This window comes from Avibacterium sp. 20-126 (assembly GCF_044358625.1).
Lineage (GTDB): Bacteria > Pseudomonadota > Gammaproteobacteria > Enterobacterales > Pasteurellaceae > Avibacterium.
Map to the genome: position 1 here is coordinate 993,261 of NZ_CP091457.1, position 21,320 is coordinate 1,014,580.

At 41.0% G+C, this 21,320-nt stretch carries 19 protein-coding genes; 13 read left to right on the forward strand and 6 right to left on the reverse strand.

Features of this window, described 5'->3' with window-relative positions:
- Nucleotides 1–2 precede the first annotated feature (2 nt).
- Genes L4F91_RS04595 through L4F91_RS04605 form a run of 3 tightly spaced genes read right to left on the reverse strand, consistent with a single transcriptional unit; the run spans nt 3 to nt 2,122 of the window.
- Nucleotides 3–392 (reverse strand): SufE family protein, encoded by a 390-nt coding sequence (locus tag L4F91_RS04595; protein WP_395897565.1) that lies wholly within the window; start codon nt 390–392, stop codon nt 3–5.
- A 4-nt stretch (nt 393–396) separates the two neighbouring features.
- Nucleotides 397–1,596, reverse strand: a complete 1,200-nt coding sequence (locus L4F91_RS04600) for an aminotransferase class V-fold PLP-dependent enzyme (protein ID WP_395897567.1) — start codon at nt 1,594–1,596, stop codon at nt 397–399.
- Nucleotides 1,586–2,122: a thermonuclease family protein gene (locus L4F91_RS04605; RefSeq protein WP_395897569.1), complete on the reverse strand. Its 537-nt coding sequence runs from the start codon at nt 2,120–2,122 to the stop codon at nt 1,586–1,588. The genes L4F91_RS04600 and L4F91_RS04605 overlap by 11 nt, the downstream gene beginning before the upstream one ends.
- Before the next feature lie 123 nt (nt 2,123–2,245).
- Between L4F91_RS04605 and L4F91_RS04610 the strand changes: the two genes are divergently transcribed.
- From L4F91_RS04610 to L4F91_RS04620, 3 genes are read left to right on the forward strand one after another with little or no spacing between them, the layout of a single operon-like run.
- Complete coding sequence (locus L4F91_RS04610) at nt 2,246–2,659, forward strand: CidA/LrgA family protein (protein ID WP_395897571.1); 414 nt, start codon at nt 2,246–2,248, stop codon at nt 2,657–2,659.
- The gene (locus L4F91_RS04615) at nt 2,656–3,342 is read left to right on the forward strand and encodes a CidB/LrgB family autolysis modulator (RefSeq protein ID WP_395897573.1); all 687 of its coding nucleotides are present in this window, start codon (nt 2,656–2,658) and stop codon (nt 3,340–3,342) included. Before L4F91_RS04610 ends, L4F91_RS04615 begins: the two co-directional genes overlap by 4 nt.
- A 1-nt stretch (nt 3,343) precedes the next feature.
- On the forward strand, nt 3,344–4,696 hold the full coding sequence (locus tag L4F91_RS04620; RefSeq protein ID WP_395897575.1) for an anti-phage deoxyguanosine triphosphatase: 1,353 nt from the start codon (nt 3,344–3,346) through the stop codon (nt 4,694–4,696).
- A gap of 14 nt (nt 4,697–4,710) precedes the next feature.
- Here L4F91_RS04620 and L4F91_RS04625 read toward each other — a convergent pair whose 3' ends face one another.
- On the reverse strand, nt 4,711–5,046 hold the full coding sequence (locus tag L4F91_RS04625; protein ID WP_395897577.1) for a hypothetical protein: 336 nt from the start codon (nt 5,044–5,046) through the stop codon (nt 4,711–4,713).
- Nucleotides 5,047–5,282: 236 nt separating this feature from the next.
- On the opposite strand from L4F91_RS04625, the gene lrp reads away from it, so the two are divergent.
- From lrp to prfA, 6 genes are all read left to right on the forward strand, one after another.
- Complete coding sequence (gene lrp, locus L4F91_RS04630; protein ID WP_103852795.1) at nt 5,283–5,762, forward strand: leucine-responsive transcriptional regulator Lrp; 480 nt, start codon at nt 5,283–5,285, stop codon at nt 5,760–5,762.
- 1 nt (nt 5,763) lies between these two features.
- Complete coding sequence (locus L4F91_RS04635) at nt 5,764–8,658, forward strand: DNA translocase FtsK (protein WP_395897579.1); 2,895 nt, start codon at nt 5,764–5,766, stop codon at nt 8,656–8,658.
- 102 nt (nt 8,659–8,760) lie between these two features.
- A complete protein-coding gene (gene lolA, locus L4F91_RS04640) occupies nt 8,761–9,381 on the forward strand; it encodes an outer membrane lipoprotein chaperone LolA (protein WP_395897581.1) in 621 nt (206 codons plus the stop codon).
- A gap of 89 nt (nt 9,382–9,470) precedes the next feature.
- Entirely contained in the window at nt 9,471–10,820 is a 1,350-nt protein-coding gene (locus L4F91_RS04645; protein ID WP_395897583.1) for a replication-associated recombination protein A, read from the forward strand.
- 73 nt (nt 10,821–10,893) lie between these two features.
- Nucleotides 10,894–12,183: a serine--tRNA ligase gene (gene serS / locus L4F91_RS04650; protein WP_395897585.1), complete on the forward strand. Its 1,290-nt coding sequence runs from the start codon at nt 10,894–10,896 to the stop codon at nt 12,181–12,183.
- 251 nt (nt 12,184–12,434) lie between these two features.
- A complete protein-coding gene (prfA, locus tag L4F91_RS04655; RefSeq protein ID WP_395897587.1) occupies nt 12,435–13,517 on the forward strand; it encodes a peptide chain release factor 1 in 1,083 nt (360 codons plus the stop codon).
- 74 nt (nt 13,518–13,591) lie between these two features.
- On the opposite strand, the gene prmB is transcribed toward prfA, so the two are convergent.
- Together prmB and purE are read right to left on the reverse strand one after the other, a co-directional pair.
- Complete coding sequence (gene prmB, locus L4F91_RS04660; RefSeq protein ID WP_395897589.1) at nt 13,592–14,530, reverse strand: 50S ribosomal protein L3 N(5)-glutamine methyltransferase; 939 nt, start codon at nt 14,528–14,530, stop codon at nt 13,592–13,594.
- Nucleotides 14,531–14,709: 179 nt separating this feature from the next.
- Nucleotides 14,710–15,207: a 5-(carboxyamino)imidazole ribonucleotide mutase gene (purE, locus tag L4F91_RS04665; RefSeq protein ID WP_250350395.1), complete on the reverse strand. Its 498-nt coding sequence runs from the start codon at nt 15,205–15,207 to the stop codon at nt 14,710–14,712.
- A 252-nt stretch (nt 15,208–15,459) separates the two neighbouring features.
- Between purE and pepN the strand changes: the two genes are divergently transcribed.
- The 4 genes from pepN (at nt 15,460) to L4F91_RS04685 (ending at nt 21,317) form a co-directional block, all read left to right on the forward strand.
- Nucleotides 15,460–18,069: an aminopeptidase N gene (gene pepN, locus L4F91_RS04670; RefSeq protein WP_395897591.1), complete on the forward strand. Its 2,610-nt coding sequence runs from the start codon at nt 15,460–15,462 to the stop codon at nt 18,067–18,069.
- Between the two features lie 73 nt (nt 18,070–18,142).
- A complete protein-coding gene (gene pyrD, locus L4F91_RS04675) occupies nt 18,143–19,159 on the forward strand; it encodes a quinone-dependent dihydroorotate dehydrogenase (RefSeq protein ID WP_395897593.1) in 1,017 nt (338 codons plus the stop codon).
- Nucleotides 19,160–19,311: 152 nt separating this feature from the next.
- Nucleotides 19,312–20,148, forward strand: a complete 837-nt coding sequence (locus tag L4F91_RS04680) for a PHP domain-containing protein (RefSeq protein WP_395897595.1) — start codon at nt 19,312–19,314, stop codon at nt 20,146–20,148.
- Nucleotides 20,149–20,252: 104 nt separating this feature from the next.
- The gene (locus tag L4F91_RS04685; RefSeq protein WP_395897597.1) at nt 20,253–21,317 is read left to right on the forward strand and encodes a 3-deoxy-7-phosphoheptulonate synthase; all 1,065 of its coding nucleotides are present in this window, start codon (nt 20,253–20,255) and stop codon (nt 21,315–21,317) included.
- Nucleotides 21,318–21,320: the final 3 nt, after the last annotated feature.

Here is a 21,320-nt window from a genome sequence, read left to right on the forward strand (position 1 = left end):
ATTTAATTTGTACAAGTTGCTAAATTTCGCACAATTTGTTCAATTTGTTTTAAACCATTTAAGCGAGAGTGGCTCAATCGTTGTGCGATCCCAAGTTCATCAAAATAAGCGGTTAAATCAAAAGATTGTAATTGTACTGCTGTTTTGCCGTTAATTTCTTGCAAAATCAGCCAAAGCAAGCCGTTAATAATGCGTGCTTCGCTGAAGGCATTAAATAGAAAAGTGCGGTCGTTTTTTTCTTCAAATTTGAACCAAACCTTGGCTTCACAGCCAGAAATAGGCTGCATTTGAGCGAGCGTTTGTTCATCAGGGCGAGAGAGATTTTTTCCGCTTTGAATGATGAAACGGTAGCGATCTTCCCAATTTTTGGCGTTTTTAATTTCTGTTCTCATTGCGTTAATCTAACAAGGCTAAGGCGTTATCCAACGCCTTAAAAAAGTGTTCAATATCTTGCTCATTATTGTAAGGGGCAAGGGAAAGGCGTAATGTACCACGTTGTCCGAGCCTTGCCAAATAAGGCTGAGCGCAATGTTCGCCAGCGCGCAGGGCAATATTTTGTTCGCTCAACAGGGTAGCGAGATCAGAAAGATCAATATGCTTAAATAAAAAGCTAATAATTGGGCTGTGATCGCCATAAGTAAAAAGCTGGCAAGCAGGATATTGTTGCAGGCGAGCGGTGATTTTTTTGCTTAATTGCGCGACATACTGATGTGCGGCATTGTTATCCCATTTTTCCAGCCATTCTAGCACAGCATTAAAACCGATTACGCCAGCAATATTTGGTGTTCCAGCTTCAAGTTTATAAGGTAATTCAGCAAATTCTGTTTGCTGTGCACTGACTTTCTGCACCATTTTGCCACCAAATAATAAGGGCTGAAGTTGGTTAAGTGCGGTCAATTTTCCAGCCAAAACGCCAAGCCCTGTGGGGCCATAGATTTTGTGTGCGGAAAAGGTGAGAAAATCCACGTCAAGTTGTTGTAAATCAAGGGAAAGATGATTAATGGCTTGTGCCGCATCAGCTAAGATGAATGCGTTACTTTGGTGGCGAATAATCGGGATTAGATCAGCCAAAGGCTGCACCACACCCGTTACATTGGACATCATCGTCAAGGCAACAATTTTGCAGTTTTTTTGCACCGCACTTTTTAATGCACGATCATCAATAACGCCGTTAGTCTGCAATGGCAGAACGATCAATTTCGCCCCAGTTTTTTGGCTTAGCTGCTGCCAGCTGACAAAATTGGCGTGGTGTTCTGCTTCTGTGATGATGATTTCATCTTGTGGCGTAAGCTGTGGTAGTAGGCCGTTCGCCACTAAATTAATGGCGTGCGTGGTGCCTGATGTCCAAATAATACTTTGTTCGCTTTCTGCGTTGATCAGCTTTTTTACTCTTGTGCGCGCTTGTTCATAGCTTGTGGTTTGTTGTTCGTCATATTGGCTACGATGTACCGATCCTGCGGATTGATAGAACGCAATGGTGGCATCAATCAAGGCTTGCGGTTTTAAGCTGGTGGCGGCACTGTCTAAATAAACGGCAGCATTAGGTTGTTGAAAATAAGGGAAGTTTTTCCGAAATTCTGTGGAGTTAAAAGCCATAGAATGATCCTTTTTCTTTTTGTTGGCGTTTTTGTTTACGCTGTTCGCTTTGCATTTTTCGCCATTGTTCAGGGTAAATCGGTTGCGAATCTTGCCATAAACCGACACGTTGTGCGCGCGCTTGTTGTTGTGCGTGAAAATAGCTTTGATCGTGCGCATAACGCTCATACACCCACGCCATTCCTCGTTTTACCATTGCAAGATTGATATTTTGCCCTTGTAGGTTATACACCGTGGCAAGCGTACGTTGATAGCGATCATAGCCTACAATTTGCAGTTGAACCGCTTGTTTATGAATCAGGTTGGCTAAGGTTTGGCGCGATTTATTACCAAAGGGCTGTTTCTTTTCTGGCGCATCAATGCTGTCTAAACGAACTTTGATTTGTTTGTTATTTTCAAGCAAACAGCTAAAGGTATCACCATCAGAAATTGCCACAACGCGGCAAGGAATGATACGCACTGCTTCTGCTGTTTGAGGAAGCCAAAATATTGTTGTAATAAAGAACAAGAAACGCTTTCGTAACATTCTGATCACATTGATTCTAAAAAAGTTTGAAATTTTCCTTATTGTAACGAAAAGCCATAACAAAACGAATAAAATAAGAGTAGAATTGTTGCGGTTTTAGTAAATTAACAACTTTATAGCGGTATGACACAGAAGATTTTTCAGTTATTACGTTCTTTTGCCATTCTTTTTTTAATGCTTTTTCTCGGTGAGCAAATCGCTCGTTTTATTCCTATTGGCATACCCGGTAGCATTTGGGGATTGCTTTTATTATTCACCAGCTTAATGTTACAAGTGATTAAAGTGCATTGGATTTTTGCAGGTGCAAGCCTATTAATGCGTTATATGGCGGTGCTATTTGTGCCAGTAAGCGTGGGGATTATTCAATATTCTGACCTTTTGCTCAATCAAGCCAAAGTGCTGTTAATCCCTAATGTGGTGGCGACAATTTTAACATTGGTGCTCAGTGGCATTTTGGCGGATTATCTTTTTTCCCAACAGTCTTTTGCTGGATTACGCAAAAAAGTCTTGAAAAAACGGGCTAAGGAGAGCAAATGATTTACGCTTATACTTTGCTTACCCTCGTGGTGTTTATGGTTGCCTTGCAGATTAGTAAGCGGTTGAAATCAATCATTTTTAATAGCTTTATCCTTACCGTAGCAATGTTGATTGCCATTGTGGTGATGTTTAATGTGCCTTATCCTGATTATATGGCAGGGAATGCACCGTTAAATCATTTATTGGGGGTGAGTGTGGTTGCCCTCGCATTGCCGCTATACGAACAGTTTCGCCAAATTAAAGAATATTGGAAAACGATTTTATTTATCACCGCACTTTCTTCTTTATTCTCAATGGTGGTAGGAGCTGCGCTCGCCTTGTTGCTTGGGGCAGAACCTGAACTGGTTGCAACGATTTTACCAAAATCCGTTACCACACCAATTGCGATGGAAATTGCTCAAAACATTGGTGGTATTCCCTCCGTTGCGGCAGCAGCGGTATTGATTGCAGGGTTGCAAGGATCAATGTTTGGCTATTTAATTCTGAAAGCCATAAAAATAAAATACGCCGAATCCATTGGGCTTTCAGTGGGGGCAGTTTCGCACGTTTTAGGTACGGTGAGTTGTATGGAAGTTGATCCTAAAGCGGGAAACTATAGCTCAATCGCCTTGGTGCTTTGTGGTATCTTAAGTTCCATTTTTGCCCCTTTTGTATTCAAATTAATTTATTTCTGGGTGGTGTAGAATGAAAAATTCAGTGAATAGCCTTTGGCACGAACGTTATATCCCTGATAGTCCGCGAGAGAAAGATCACCGCCCGCCATTTCGCCGTGATCGTGGACGTATTTTGCACAGTGCAGCCTTTCGCTGCTTACAAGCCAAAACGCAAATTCACGCAGTAGGTGAAAATGATTTTTACCGCACACGTTTAACCCATTCTTTAGAAGTGGCGCAAATTGGTAGCAGCTTGGTCGCACAGCTTAAATTTACCGAAGCATTCGCTCATTTGTCCGAGCAATTAAAGATAGACAAAAGCCTTTTACAAAAACAGTTAAAGCCTTTATTACCTTCTAATGATCTGATTGAAAGCCTATGCTTTGCTCACGATATAGGGCATCCGCCTTTTGGACACGGTGGTGAAGTGGCATTAAATTATATGATGCGAGATCACGGGGGTTTTGAAGGCAATGCACAAACTTTCCGCTTATTAACCAAGTTAGAGCCTTATACTGCAAATGCAGGAATGAATTTAACCCGCCGAACCTTACTTGGTGTGGTGAAGTATCCCGCCATTTTAGATTGTTCTTCACCACAGTATGGCGAAATTTTGCCGCAAGGGAGTGAAAATCCCTTGTATGCCAAAATTGCGGATTGGAAGCCGGGAAAAGGGATATTTCGCGATGATGTTGAAATGTTTCACTGGCTATTAGCACCATTAAGTGAAAAAGATCGCCAGCTTTTTCAGCAATTTAGCAAACCAAGAACAATGCCGCAGCAAACACTAAAAACCTGCTATAAATCTTTAGATTGTAGCATTATGGAATTGGCGGACGATATTGCTTATGGCGTCCACGATTTGGAAGATGCCATTGTGGTTGGGGTGATTCATTTACATCAATGGCAAGAGGCGTTGCAGCAGCTTAAAAATAGCCCTTCTCAATGGATCAAGCAGAATATTGAAAGCCTGAGCAAAAAATTGTTTTCAGCACATCATTATGAACGTAAAAATGCCATTGGTGCATTGGTAAATTATTTTATTACCAATGTGCGGTGGAAAATTAATCCTGAATTTGATGATCCTTTGCTCCGCTATAATGCTGAATTGCCAGAAGATGTGATTAGCGTGCTAAACGTGTTTACCGATTTTGTGTGGCAATATGTCATTCGTGATGTTAATACGCAACGCATTGAATATAAAGGACAACGAATGCTGACAGAAATGTTTCAAATTTTTGAGAGCGATCCTGAACGCCTGTTACCGCGTAACATGGCGACACGTTGGAAAAATGCAGAGCCGAATCAGAAAAAACGGATTATCTGTGATTACATTGCAGGAATGTCAGATGCTTACGCAATGAAAGTGTATCAACAGCTTTGATCCAAGAATGGGGGCTAAATACAGCCTCCACAGCTTCCGCAGCGCCAATCGTCTTTATTTACGGCTTGGTAAAACCAACGCATATAATTTTCTTCTAATGGAATATTGGCAGCAATAAATACATCACTTAGCCATTCAATATTAGCAATAATCCAATCATCTTCATCAAGCCCCTCTAAGTAAAGTTCGTCTGTGGGATCGATGAAATTATAAATTCCCCTTGTTCCCATATCGTGTTCGCGTTTTTGTTCTGGGATTTTAAGAGGCTTGTCTTGATAAAAAATTTCCCAATGCCCTAAACAAAGGGTATTGCCTTGCGTACTCCAACGCGCAATGAATGGATTTTCCATGGTAAGTATGAGTTGTCATCAATCAGTGATTGAATTATTGATCCAATTAAAACAAAGCCGAATACCCAATTCACCTTATTTTTATAAGGGCATTATGTGAAAGTGCGGTGTGATTTTGAACGATTTTTCGTTTTTAAAGTCTGAAGTTTCCCTATAAAATTTTATAGAATAGTGTAAAATTAGTCGTTATTTCTATTTTAAGCGGTATTTTACCGTCGTTTACGGTGGAAAATTTTATGGAAAAAAAATTACCTAAAGCCCTTGATGCCATTGATATAAAAATTCTTAACGAATTACAACGTAATGGCAAAATTTCTAATATTGACCTTTCTAAGAAAGTCGGATTATCACCAACCCCTTGTTTAGAGCGTGTAAAACGTTTAGAAAAACAAGGCGTGATTATGGGGTACCGTGCGTTGCTTAACCCTGAATTATTGGACTCGCCCTTGTTGGTGATTGTAGAAATTACCCTCGTACGCGGAAAACCCGATGTGTTTGAAGAGTTTAATGAAGCGGTGCAACAGCTTGATGAAATTCAAGAATGCCATTTGGTATCGGGTGATTTTGACTATTTACTCAAAACGCGTGTAGCGGATATGGCAGCATACCGCAAATTGCTTGGCACAACCTTATTGCGTTTGCCCGGCGTGAATGATACCCGTACCTATGTGGTAATGGAAGAAGTGAAACAGACCAATTTTTTACAATTAAAATAAGATGATTAAACGAATTACAGCAAAACTCACACCAAAACAATATATTGCAGAATTGTGTTTAGGTGTCATTTCTTTATTTGGTTTGTATTTGATTATTGCTTGGTCAAGTTACAGCCCTTTTGATAACACGTGGGCGGTGTCTTCCTCGCAGCCTGAAACCCTCAATAAAGCAGGGGCGTTGGGTGCTTGGCTCATCGGCTTATTTTTCACCTTGTTTGGACATATCGGCAATTTAATTCCTTTTATTTTATGCTTTGTGCCTATTTATTTATTCAAAACGAAAAAATTCACTCAGATCACTTGGATTAAAGCCATTCTTCGCACTTTCGGGGGCGTTTTACTCTTTAGTGGCTTAACTGCATTAGCGACGTTATTGCTCTCTAATACCAGCGCTTATCTGGCTGGTGGGGTATTAGGCGGAAGCTTAGTGGTTTCGCTTTATCCTCTTTTGGGTAAAGCGGGCGTGATTTTATGTGCCTTATTGTCTGCAATCGCTGGGTTTATTTTGTGTTCTGGTAAGGCGCTGATACAGCTTTTCATCAGATTTTACTATTGGCTTACAATGAATGAAGATAAAACCCCTGCGATGGCAATGCCAACTGAGCCGCAAGCAAACAGCGAATCTGAGCCTTTAGAAGAAATTATTATCCAAAAGCCAGCGCCAATTTCGTCATTACAAAATGAAAATGCAGAGCAAAGCGAAGCAAGCGAAGAGCAAAATAAAGATAACCAAACCTTTATTCAAATTAGTGGCTTACAAGAATTTGTTCAGCCAGAAGTGCCACTTGCACATAATCAAAGCCAAGCCGTTTCCAATAACCAAGAGTTTTTTGATCCGCGCCAAATGGAATCCCTTTCCAATTATGATGTAGGGCAAGAAGAGCCATTGCCGAATGTGCGTCTTCCTCAAGCAAGCACAGTAACAAGCCCAGCTACACAAATTGGCGTAAGCACAGAACAGATAATGGTTGAGCCTGTTCAACCTGTTGTAGCACAGAAGAATTCAGCGGTGCAGACAGATTTACCAAATGTGGCTGATTTACCAAGTGCGGTGGATTTTTCCACTGAATTTTCTGCAATAACGCAAGAACCTGAATTAAAGGTATCCATTCCTGATTATTCTTCAGAAAACCATTCAGAAACAGAAAATTGGGCAGAGCAAGAGAATGAAATGGATGAATTGGCACGTCAATTTGCAGAACAAGAACAACAACGTTTAGCGGAGATGGAACAGCGCGCAAAGGAAATCAATGCAGAAGAAGCCCTAACGCATATTCTTACCGAAAAATTACCAACAACGCATACTCAGCCGACGGAGAGTAAATCAGAGATCAGCCAGCCCACTTACAAACCTTATGGGGATTCATTAATTCACCCTGCTTTTCAACAACAAGTGAAAAAAGCGGAAAAACCGACCACACCACTGCCAAGTTTAGATTTATTAGATAAGCGTGAAGTGGAAGAGCAAAATATCACCCGTGAGGAAATTTTGGAAACCTCACAACGAATTGAACAACAATTGCGCAATTTTAATGTGAAAGCAAGTGTAAAAGATGTGTTGGTAGGCCCCGTGGTAACGCGCTATGAATTGGAATTGCAGCCCGGAGTAAAGGCCTCAAAAGTGACCAATATTGATACGGATTTAGCTCGTGCGTTAATGTTCCGCTCAATTCGTGTTGCTGAAGTGATCCCAGGTAAACCTTATATCGGCATTGAAACCCCGAATTTACACCGCCAAATGGTGCCACTGCGTGATGTGCTAGATAGCCCGGCTTTCCGTGAATCAAAATCCTTGCTTTCAATGGCATTAGGAAAAGACATCAGTGGCAATCCAGTGATTGTCGATTTAGCAAAAATGCCTCATTTATTGGTTGCCGGTTCAACGGGGTCAGGGAAATCCGTTGGGGTGAATACGATGATTTTAAGTTTACTCTTTAGAGTGAAACCTGAAGAAGTAAAATTTATTATGATTGACCCCAAAGTAGTGGAGCTTTCTATTTATAATGACATTCCTCACTTGCTTACCGAAGTCGTTACCGATATGAAAAAAGCAGCGAATGCATTGCGTTGGTGCGTAGATGAAATGGAACGTCGCTATCAATTATTATCCGCTTTGCGAGTGCGTAATATTGAGGGCTATAACGAAAAAATTGACGAATATAACGCAATGGGAATGCCTATTCCAAATCCAATTTGGCGTCCGGGTGATACGATGGATACAATGCCGCCAGCCTTAGAAAAACTCAGCTATATTGTGGTGATTGTGGATGAGTTTGCCGATCTTATGATGGTAGCAGGAAAACAAATTGAGGAGCTTATTGCTCGCCTTGCACAAAAAGCCCGTGCTATTGGAATTCATTTAATTTTGGCTACGCAACGTCCTTCAGTGGATGTCATTACGGGCTTAATTAAAGCCAATATTCCAAGTCGTATTGCCTTTACCGTGGCAAGTAAAATTGACTCTCGTACCATTCTTGATCAAGGCGGAGCTGAAACGCTGTTAGGTCGAGGAGATATGCTTTATTCAGGGCAAGGGTCGTCGGATTTAGTTCGTGTACACGGTGCCTTTATGAGTGATGATGAAGTGGCTCGAGTGGCTGATGATTGGCGAGCAAGGGGCAAACCTGATTATATTGATGGCATTTTAGACAGTGCTGATGAGGAAGAAGGGGAAGTCACTCGCAGTGGTGATGAGGGCGAGCTTGATGATCTTTTTGATGAAGTGATGAATTTTGTGATCGAAACAGGCACAACCTCTGCATCATCAATTCAACGTCGTTTCCGTGTCGGCTTTAACCGTGCCGCACGCATTATGGATCAGCTTGAAGAACAGGGCATCGTATCACCATTGCAAAATGGAAAACGTGAAATTTTAGCTCGTCGCTCAGATTATTAGTTTAATCTTTCAGAAAATGACGTAAAAAATGCAACAAATGGGACATTTGATTGTCTGATTAACACAATGATTTCCCATTATTTTAGAATGTAAGGAACATTTATGAAAAAAATGGCAGCAAAAATGACCGCACTTATGTGTTTAGGATTAAGCCAATTGGCTTGGGCAGATGCGGTGAGTGAATTACAAATGCGTCTTAACAAAGTGGATGTGTTAAGTGCCGATTATGTACAGAAAGTGAGTGATGCGAAAGGCAAAGAAATTCAACAAGGGCAAGGCAAACTTCGTATTAAACGCCCAAATTTATTTAGAATGGATAATCAATCTCCGCAAGAAAGCCAGATTGTATCAGACGGCAAAACCCTGTGGTTCTATGATCCTTTTGTGCAACAGGTTACTGCAAATTGGGTGTCTGACGCAGTGAATAATACGCCATTTGTGTTGCTTACTAGCAATGATCAGGCACAATGGAAAAAATATACGGTGGCACAATCTGCGGATACCTTTACCCTTAAACCGAAATCAGCGAAAAGCAATATTAAGCAATTCACTATTCGCATTGACACTGATGGCGTGCTGAAAAATTTCAGTACGACAGAGCATGATGGGCAAACCAATTTATATTTATTGCGTAATATCACCAATCAACCGTTAGCGGATAATTTATTTAAATTTACTGTGCCGAAAGGGGCAGAATTAGACGATCAACGTAAGAAAAAATAACCGCACTTTATTCAAGGCTAAATTTCGATTTAGCCTTATTCTTTTTTAACTCATTGAAAAACCAATATTATTTAGCTGAGAATATACCAATGTCGAATCTTGCTTTTGATTTTGCTGAAAATGATTTTCGTCCTCTTGCTGCGAGAATGCGTCCCACTCACTTAGACGAGTATTACGGACAAAGCCACTTAGTTGGTGCGGGTAAGCCATTACGTAAGGCCATTGAAGCAGGGCATATTCACTCAATGATTTTATGGGGGCCTCCCGGCACAGGCAAAACCACCTTAGCAGAAATTATCGCACAGCGAATTAATGCGGAAGTGGAGCGTATTTCTGCGGTAACGGGTGGAGTGAAGGAAATTCGCGAGGCGATTGAACGGGCGAAGCAAAATCGCCTCGCTGGGCAACGCACGATTTTATTTGTGGACGAAGTACATCGTTTCAATAAAAGCCAGCAAGATGCTTTTCTGCCTTACATTGAAGATGGTACGGTAATTTTTATTGGTGCAACCACAGAAAATCCCTCTTTTGAACTCAATAATGCCTTGCTTTCAAGGGCGCGCGTGTATGTGTTGAAATCATTAACCTCACAAGAAATTGTAGCGGTTTTACAGCGTGCCATTGAGGATAAAGAAAAAGGGCTGGGCAATTTGCATTTAACCTTAGAAGAAAATTTGTTGTCAATGTTGGCAGATTATGTCAATGGTGATGCTCGCCTTGCACTCAATAGCCTTGAATTAATGGTGGATATGGCGGAAGAAGAAAAAAAAGGTAAATTTTTACACCGCACTTTATTAACGGAAGTGTTGGGCGAACGCCAAGCCCGTTTTGATAAACAAGGCGATCGTTTCTATGATCTGATTTCGGCATTGCATAAATCTGTGCGAGGTTCCGCACCTGATGCGGCGTTGTATTGGTTCGCACGGATTTTAACCGCAGGTGGCGATCCGCTATATGTTGCAAGACGTTTACTTGCCATTGCCTCTGAAGATATCGGCAATGCTGATCCTCGTGCAATGCAAGTGGCAATTGCTGCGTGGGATTGTTTCACACGTGTTGGCGCGGCGGAAGGTGAAAGAGCCATTGCTCAAGCGATTGTCTATTTAGCCGTAGCGCCGAAAAGTAATGCCGTGTATCAAGCCTTCAAGGCAGCCAAAAAGCACGCCTTAGAAAGCCCTGATTATGATGTGCCAGAACATCTACGCAACGCGCCCAACCATTTGATGAAAACGCTAGGCTATGGGGCAGAATATCGCTATGCGCATAATGAAGAAAATGCTTATGCGGCAGGTGAAAACTATTTCCCTGAACCGTTAAAAGATACCCAGTATTATTTCCCAGTGGCAAGAGGAATGGAAATCCAAATTGGAGAAAAATTGGCACGATTACGTCAATTAGATCAACAAAGTACAAATATCCGTTATAAATCGAGTAAGTAGCCTAGTTTATTTTTCTTATCCGATCTAAAATAGAACCGTTTTTTGAGCATATTTATTTTCTAAAGGTAACAAAATGATCGATGCAAATTTATTACGCAATAATCTTGCCGAAGTGGCTGAAAAATTAAAACTAAGACGTGGTTTTGAGTTAGATGTTGCACGTATTACAGAATTAGAAGAGCAACGCAAAGCCTTACAGGTTAAAACCGAAACCTTACAAGCGGAGCGTAATGCCCGTTCAAAAGCCATTGGAGCAGCCAAAGCTCGTGGTGAAGACATTGAGCCATTGTTGGCGGAAGTGGACAATATGGGCATTGAATTAAGTATGGCAAAAAGCCAACTTGATGACGTGCAAGCGGATCTACAAGAAATTGCCCTCAGCATTCCCAATATTCCAGCCGATGAAGTACCACTTGGTCAGGATGAAAACGATAATGTTGAAATTGCTCGCTGGGGTGAGCCAAGAACCTTTGATTTTGAAGTGAAAGATCACGTTACCTTAGGTGAACATTTACAAGGGCTAGATTTTGCAGCGGGAGTAAAATTGAGCGGAGCGCGCTTTGTGGTGATGAAAGGACAAATCGCCAAAATGCACCGTGCGTTAGCGCAATTTATGCTAGATTTACACACGGAACAACACGGTTATAGCGAAACCTATGTGCCTTATTTAGTGAATCACGCCACCCTTTATGGTACTGGGCAGTTGCCAAAATTTGGTGAAGATTTATTCCACACCAACCCACTAGAAGGGGAGCAACCTTACGCCTTAATTCCAACCGCCGAAGTGCCAGTAACCAATCTAGTGCGTGATGAGATTTTAGAACAAGCCCAATTACCCATTAAAATGACCGCTCATACCCCTTGCTTCCGCTCTGAAGCGGGATCTTACGGGCGTGATACACGCGGTTTGATCCGTATGCATCAATTTGACAAAGTAGAAATGGTGCAAATTGTTGAGCCTGAAAAATCAATGGAAGCCTTAGAAGAACTCACCAGCCACGCTGAAAAAGTGTTGCAGTTGTTAAATCTACCTTATCGTAAAGTCTTATTATGTACTGGCGATATGGGCTTTGGCTCAGCAAAAACCTATGATTTAGAAGTTTGGGTACCAGCCCAAAACACCTACCGCGAAATTTCTTCTTGCTCAAATATGTGGGATTTCCAAGCACGCCGTATGCAAGCACGTTATCGTGTGAAAGGGGAGAAAAAGCCACGTCTTGTTCACACCCTAAATGGTTCAGGCTTAGCTGTTGGTCGTACTCTTGTTGCTGTGCTAGAAAACTACCAAAATGCTGATGGCAGTATCACAGTGCCAGAGGTGTTACGTCCATATATGGGCGGATTGGATGTGATTGGCAAATAATCTCACCCTAAAAAGACGACTTTACTAATCTGTATCTCAAACGCTGAGTTAAGCTCAAGAACTTGAGGTACAGATTTTTTATATTTAAACAAAGCCAATACTTAAATGTTCAAATTATTAAGTGCGGTGCAAAATGGGCGAATTTTTCTTTAGATATAAATACGCCGATCTTTGTTTATTACTATAAATTTTAACCGAAATCGTGCTAGAATAGTCGCCGTTTTTTGTCAGTGGATTTTATAGGTTAACAAATGAAACCCTCTATTATCAGTAAATTAGATAGTTTAAATGAACGCCACGAAGAGTTAGAAGCCTTGCTTGGCGATGCCTCAGTAATTAGTGATCAAGAAAAATTTCGTGCTTATTCTAAAGAATATGCACAACTCGAAGATGTGGTGAAATGCTTTGCACGTTGGAAACAGTTAAACAGCAATATAGAAGACGCAGAATTATTGCTTGATGATCCAAGTATGCGTGAAATGGCACAAGAAGAAATTGAAGAATGCCAAGCTGAAATCGAGCAAGTAGAAGCGCAATTGCAAATTTTATTACTACCAAAAGATCCGAACGATGAATACAACTGCTATTTAGAAATTCGCGCAGGAACAGGGGGCGATGAAGCAGGGATCTTTGCGGGTGATTTATTCCGTATGTATAGCCGCTATGCAGAAAGTAAACGTTGGCGTGTGGAAATGCTCAGTGCAAATGAAAGCGAACAGGGCGGTTATAAAGAAGTGATCGTAAAAATCAGTGGCGAAAACGTGTATGGTCAGCTTAAATTTGAATCTGGTGGGCATCGTGTACAACGTGTACCGAAAACCGAATCACAAGGTCGAATTCATACCTCTGCTTGTACAGTGGCAGTAATGCCAGAATTGCCAGAAAGTGAATTGCCAGAAATTAACCCAGCGGATTTACGTATTGATACTTATCGTTCATCAGGGGCTGGAGGACAGCACGTCAATACGACGGATTCTGCCGTGCGAATCACCCATATTCCAACAGGTATCGTGGTGGAATGCCAAGACGAGCGTTCACAGCATAAAAACAAAGCCAAAGCAATGTCGGTGCTTGCTTCTCGTATTGTTCAAGTGGAACAAGAAAAATTAGCTGCAGAACAAGCGGATACAAGGCGTAATTTATTAGGTTCAGGAGATCGTTCCGATAAAATCCGTACCTATAACTACCCGCAAGGTCGTGTTACGGATCACCGTATTAACCTGACGATTTATCGTTTAGATGAAGTGATGAATGGAAAAATTGATGAATTGATTCAACCAATTATTACCGAATATCAAGCCGATCAGCTTGCAGCATTGTCAGATCAAGGCTAACTAGCGAAGCAAGAAAATACAAGTGCGGTGGGAAATGGCTATTTTTCCACCGCACTTATTTTTTTAGGAAATAATTAAGCGCGATTTAATTCAACCAGTTGTTTTTTTGTTAATGCAAAAACGCCTAATCCGCCATTTTTTAGCGCTAACCACTGGAATGGTGCGTGAGGGAATTGCTCAATTAAATGGATCATACTATTTCCCACCTCACACACTAATACCCCGTCATCTGCCAGATAATCAGCGGCAGATTTTAAAATTTGTTTCGTAATCTCTAATCCATCAACGCCAGAGCCTAGCGCCATTTCTGGTTCGTGATGATATTCTTCAGGTATTTCATCAAGATCTTCTTTATCCACATAAGGTGGGTTGGTCACGATAAGATCGTATTTATCTTGAGGAAGATGAGTAAACAGATCGGATTGAATTGGGAAGACGCGATCACTGAGATTGTGGTGCATAATATTGATTTCCGCCACATCTAAAGCATCAGTGGAAAGATCAATCGCATCAACTTCTGCCTCTGGGAATTGGTTTGCGCAGGCAATTGCAATACAACCACTGCCTGTACACATATCCAAAATTCGTTGTGGGGCTTTGGTGAGCAACCCTGCAAAGCGTTCTTCAATTAAAGCGCTAATAGGGGAGCGAGGCACGATCACGCGTTCATCCACATAAAATTCTAATCCACAAAACCACGCGCGGTTGGTTAAATAGGCAACCGGAATACGTTGCTCAATGCGTGCCAAAATCAGTTCTAACAAATTTGCTTTTTCGCTTTGTGTTAAACGGCTGTCATAAAGCTCCGTAGGTAAATCAGGCGGAAGCTGTAATGTGGTTAATACGAGTTGCTGTGCTTCGTCCCAGGCGTTGTCATAACCGTGTCCATAATATAAATCAGAGCGATTAAAGGTACTGTATGTCCAACGTAGGAAATCTTTTAGAGTGTGAAGTGAATGTGTCACGTTATCTGCAAGAATTTGTTGAATGAGTTCTTGGTTAAAGGCTGTCATCAATGTTTTCCAATTCAAAAAGAATAAATTTAAAGTGGTTAATGATACATTAATCAATGAGCTAAGTCAGCTGAAGAGAGCAAAGAAAATAGACGGCGTGACAGTAATAAAGTGCGGTGGTATTTCAGTTTGTTTTTGATTAAAAACGCGCAAAATTTTGACCGCACTTTTTTTACATCTTAATCGCGTGGATCGGGGTTATCTAACACGGTTTGTGTTTGATTTTGACGGAATTGCTGTAAGCGTGTGGCAAGTTCAGGGTTAAAACGGGCTAAGATTTGTGCTGCTAATAACCCAGCATTCGCTGCCCCCGCCGCACCAATGGCTAATGTCCCAACAGGAATGCCTTTTGGCATTTGTACGATAGAGTAAAGACTATCCACGCCATTTAAGGTTGCACTTTTTACTGGAACGCCCAACACGGGAACAAGGGTTTTGGCGGCGATCATTCCGGGCAAATGAGCCGCACCGCCAGCCCCCGCAATAATCACTTTGTAACCATTCTTTTCAGCATTTTCAGCAAATTGGAATAATTTATCTGGGGTACGGTGAGCTGAAACAATTTCAATATGATGAGGCACGTTAAGCTCTGTGAGAATTTGAGCGGCTTCTTGCATTGTCGCCCAATCACTTTTTGATCCCATTACAATTGCAATTTCAGCGATTTGGTTTGGCATAGTTTTTCCTATTCATAAAAAATTAACTGAACTAGGATAGCATAGCTTACGCTTTATAGGCAAACGATTGCTTTGTTTGCTTGATTGACCAAAAATTAGCAAGATAACCTGATTAAGTGAACATAGCGTGGCTTGTTTTCCTTGCAACTTTGGGCTAAAAATCTTATCCTAGCAACAATTTTTCTACCCTAATCTTAATAAAGATTTCATATTGGATAACCTTCTTAAAAACAAGCATACTAGGTGTCATATATGCAGACAAAAGCTAAATACAGAAAAGATTATCGCTCGCCAGATTTTACCGTAACGGATATTTTCTTGGATTTTCAATTAGATCCAGAAAAAACTGTGGTAACAGCGAAAAGCCAATATCAGCGACTAAATTCGGCGGCAACACAATTACGTTTAGACGGGCATAGTTTTCAATTTGCAGAAATTCGTTTAAATGGTGAAGATTTTAAGAAATATCAACAAGATAGTGAAGGGTTAAGCTTAGATCTGACGCATCTTAACGTTGAGCAATTTGAATTAGAAATTGTAACCTATCTGAAACCCGCCGAGAACACCTCATTACAAGGCTTATATCAATCAGGTGATGCCCTTTGTACACAATGTGAAGCAGAAGGATTCCGTCAAATTACCTATATGCTTGATCGCCCCGATGTGCTAGCCCGTTACACCACCAAAATTACCGCAGAAAAAGCTAAATATCCTTATTTATTATCTAACGGCAATCGCATTGCCAGCGGTGAATTGGACAATGGTTTTCACTGGGTGGAATGGCAAGATCCTTTCCCAAAACCGAGCTATTTGTTTGCCTTAGTGGCAGGGGATTTTGATGTTTTACAAGACAGTTTTATCACCCAAAGTGGCCGTGAGGTGAAACTTGAGCTTTATGTGGATCGCGGCAATTTAGATCGTGCCGATTGGGCAATGCACAGCCTGAAAAAATCAATGAAATGGGACGAAGAACGCTTCGGGCTAGAATATGATTTAGATATTTATATGATCGTTGCGGTAGATTTCTTCAATATGGGGGCAATGGAAAACAAAGGCTTGAATATTTTCAATGATAAATTTGTATTGGCCAATCCACAAACCGCGACCGATGAAGATTATTTAGCCATTGAAAGCGTGATTGCTCACGAATATTTCCATAACTGGACGGGCAATCGTGTTACTTGTCGTGATTGGTTTCAGTTAAGTTTGAAAGAAGGTTTAACCGTGTTCCGAGATCAAGAATTTTCTTCTGATACGGGATCACGTGCGGTAAATCGCATTAATAATGTGAAATTCTTGCGTACCGTGCAATTTGCGGAAGACGCTAGCCCAATGTCGCACCCAATTCGCCCTGAAAAAGTGATTGAAATGAATAATTTCTACACCGTAACCGTGTATGAAAAAGGGGCAGAAGTGATTCGTATGTTGCATACCTTGCTAGGTGAACAAGGTTTCCAAGCGGGAATGCGAGAGTATATTTCACAAAACGATGGCAAAGCCGCCACCTGTGAAGATTTTGTGCAAGCAATGGAAAAAGCCAATGACGTTGATCTTAGCCAGTTCCGCCGTTGGTATAGCCAATCCGGTACGCCAGAGCTCACCATTAGTGATAGCTATGATGAACGTTCTCATACCTATCGTTTGCAAGTATCACAACACACGCCAGCAACCGCCGATCAAATGGATAAAGTGAATTTACATATTCCATTGAAAATCGCCCTTTATGATGAGCAAGGAATTGCACAATCTTTGCAATATTATGGTGAAGTCGTGAGTGATGTGTTAGATGTCACAGAACAGACGCAAACCTTTGAGTTTCATAATATTTATTCACGCCCTGTGCCTGCCTTATTATGTGATTTTTCTGCGCCAGTGCGTTTAGATTATGATTACAGCACCAAACAGTTGATTACCTTATTGAAGTTTGCGAAAAATGATTTTATTCGTTGGGATGCGGCGCAAATGTTGTTTAGTAACGAGTTACGTCGTAACTTATCACAATATCAGCAAGGGCAACCACTTGAATTTTCAGAAGAAATTCTTACCGCACTAGGTCAAGTATTAGAAAATCATCAGAAAGATCCAGAATTAACCACGTTAATTCTTACCTTACCAAAAGAAACCGAATTTGCCGAGCTGTTTAAAACCATTGATCCTGAAGGCATTGCCGTGGTGCGTGAGTTTATGCTACGTACCTTAGCAGAATATTTGAAGTCAGAGTTATTCCGCATTTATCAGCATATTCATTTGGAAGATTATCGTGTGGTTCAGCAAGACATTGCCTTGCGTGCTTTGCGTAATCTCTGCCTAAATTATTTGGCATATACCCATTTAGGCAATAATTTGGTGTATAAGCACTATGTGAATGCAAATAATATGACAGATTGTTTGGCAGCGTTATCAGTAGCAACGAAAGCACAGCTACCTTGCCGTGATGAGTTATTGGCTGATTTTGAACAAAAATGGCAGCACGATGGCTTAGTGATGGATAAATGGTTTGCCTTGCAAGCAACACGACCTGATACTGATGTGCTACAAATTGTGGTGCAACTAATGGATCATCCAAGTTTTAACTTTAATAATCCAAATCGTGTGCGTGCTTTAGTGGGCAGTTTTGCAGGACAAAATCCACGTGCTTTCCACGCCGCAGATGGGGCAGGTTATCGTTTCTTAACGGATATTTTAATTCGTTTAAACGACACCAATCCACAAGTTGCCTCAAGATTAATTGAGCCATTGATTCGCTTTAAACGTTATGATGCACAGCGTCAAACCTTGATGAAACGTGCCTTAGAACGCTTGAGCGAAGTGGAAAACCTCTCTAAGGATTTATTTGAAAAAATCGAAAAAGCCTTACAATAATCCAACCAAAGTGCGGTTAAAAATGACCGCACTTTTTTACAGTTTAACTATCCAGTGAGATAAACGAGTGAATATGTATCCTTTAATCCGAAAAGCACTTTTCAGCCTTGATGCTGAAAATGCCCACAATTTAACGATCCAGCTATTAAAACTTGCTGGTAAACCTGCCTTATATCCGCTGGTTAAAGCGTTGTTCGCTTGCCCACAAGGTAATGAAAAAACGGTTATGGGGATTAAATTTAAAAATCCTATTGGGCTAGCCGCTGGCGCAGATAAAAATGCTGAAGCCATTGATGGCTTTGGTGCAATGGGATTTGGTTTTATTGAAGTCGGCACTGTTACCCCTTTAGGGCAAGAGGGCAATCCTAAACCTCGTCAATTTCGCTTAATTGAGAAAGAGGGCATTATTAATCGTAATGGCTTTAATAATCAGGGCATTGATGCGGTGATTGAAAATGTCAAGAAAGCGCACTTTGATGGCGTGATCGGGATTAATATTGGCAAAAATAAACGCACCCCCATTGAACGCGGTAAAGAAGATTATCTTTATTGTTTGAATAAAGCCTATAATTATGCTGATTATATTACGGTGAATATTTCCTCGCCCAACACGCCAGATTTACGCCAGTTACAATATGGTGAAGCGTTAGACGATTTATTGCAAAGTATTAAAGCCCGTCAGCATATTTTGGCGAACCAATATAATAAATATGTACCAATTGCGGTAAAAATTGCACCAGATTTAACTGAACCTGAATTGGTACAAATTGCAGATGCGTTACGACGTCACAAGATTGATGGGGTTATTGCAACGAACACCACCATTGTTCGCGACAGCGTGCAAGGTTCAAAAAATGCCAATGAAATCGGTGGGTTAAGTGGAAAGCCATTACAGCAAAAAAGCACCCAAATCATCGCTCGTTTATATCAAGAATTAAAAGATGATATTCCGATTATCGGCAGTGGTGGCATAAACAGTGTTGCTAGCGCACAAGAAAAAATGGCGGCAGGTGCGCAATTATTGCAGGTGTATTCAGGCTTGATTTATCAAGGCCCTAGATTAATCAAAGAACTAGTAACCCATTTTTAATGGATATATAACCAGAAAAGGCTTGAGAAGCAGCCTTGAAATAGCAATAAATGAAACAGAGATAAGGGCGGGCGAATGTCCGTCTTTATTTTTTTAACTTAAAGCGGAAAAATTACAAAAAAAGTACCGCACTTTTTTATTTAGGAACAACAATGCAAAAGATTTACGATTTACATTGTCATAGCACGGCATCCGATGGGGTACTAAGCCCCAAAGAGGTTGTACAACGTGCTTATGACAATCAGGTTTCCGTGTTGGCATTAACTGATCACGATAGCGTTGCTGGTTTAACGGAGGCACAAGAACAGGCTGATTTATTAGGTATTACGCTGATTAATGGGGTGGAAATTTCGACGCAATGGGAAAATCGCGCTATTCATATTGTGGGATTGGATTTTGATAAAAATCACGAAAAAATGACCGCACTTTTGCAACAGCAAGCAGAAAAACGCTTAGCAAGAGCAATAGAAATTGGCGAGAAATTAGCAAAATTAGGAATAGAAAATGCTTTTGAAGGGGCAAAGCGCTTCACTCAAGGCGAGGTAACCCGAGCGCATTATGCGCGCTATTTAGTGGAAATTGGCAAGGTTTCTCATATTAATCAGGCTTTCAAACGTTATCTTGGGCAAGGCAAATCTGCTTATGTCAAAGCGGAATGGGTGGATATTCCTAGTGCGATTGAAATTATTCACCAAGCGGGCGGAATGGCGGTGTTGACGCATCCTCTGCGTTATACTTTAACCACCAAATGGCTCAAAAAACTGATTACAGATTTTGCCCAAAGCGGCGGTGATGCAATTGAGGTTTCGGGTTGTGGGCAAACGAAAGATCAACGATTATTGCTGGCACGTTGGGCGCTTGAACAAGGTTTACTTGGGTCTGTTGGGTCAGATTTCCATTTTCCTTGTGGCTGGATTGAATTAGGACGATCTCTTGAATTGCCAGAAAATGTACCACCCATTTGGCAAAAATTTCGCACCATTTTGTAAATTCCGTGTAAAACAAGTTGAATTTCTCTTAGTTTAAGTGTAATTTATGTGTTACATATGTTGTATATAAAAATTTACACTTTGAGGGTGAGTAGGAAAGAAAAATGAACCACGTAAATCACAAAGATAGCATTCATAATGTGAATATTGTTAATGAAAAAGTGCTAATTACACCACACGAACTGAAAGAAAAATTGCCATTACCGCAACATTTATCTCATCAAATTGAGCAATCGCGGGCGGATATTGCGAATATTATTCATAAAAAAGATAATCGTTTATTAGTGGTGATCGGGCCCTGTTCCATTCACGATCCCATTTCTGCCTTGGATTACGCAAAACGATTGAAAGCCTTGTCAGATGAATTAAAAGATCAGCTTTACATTGTGATGCGTGTGTATTTTGAAAAACCACGTACGACAGTCGGCTGGAAAGGATTAATCAATGATCCGAAAATTGACGGTAGTTTTGATGTGGAACACGGATTGCATATTGCACGCCAATTATTGTTAGAACTGGCAGAAATGGGCTTACCGCTTGCTACTGAAGCCCTTGATCCTATCACACCACAATATATGGCGGATTTATTTAGCTGGTCAGCTATTGGGGCGAGAACCACGGAATCACAAACACACCGTGAATTGGCATCAGGCTTGTCAATGGCGGTAGGTTTCAAAAATGGCACAGATGGTAGCATTGCAACAGCTATTAATGCAATGAAGGCTTCGGCAATGGGACATAGTTTTATTGGAATCAACCAACAAGGGCAGGTAAATTTACTCAACACGGCAGGCAATCCAAACGGACATATTATTCTGCGTGGTGGTAAAGTGCCAAATTATCAAGCCGAATTTATTCAACAAGCCGAACAAGAATTGCAAAAAGCTGGCTTAGCACCGGCAATTATGGTGGATTGTAGTCACGGTAATTCCAATAAAGATTATCGTCGTCAGCCAATTGTGGCGCAAGACGTTACGCAGCAAATTGTCAATGGCAACCAATCAATTATAGGCGTGATGCTAGAAAGCCATATCAACGCAGGTAATCAAAGTGCGGAACAGCCGATAAGTGAAATGCAATACGGTGTATCCATTACCGATGCTTGTATTGATTGGGAAACGAGTGAAAAATTATTACGCCAAATGGCACAAGCCTTGAGCGAGAAATAACTA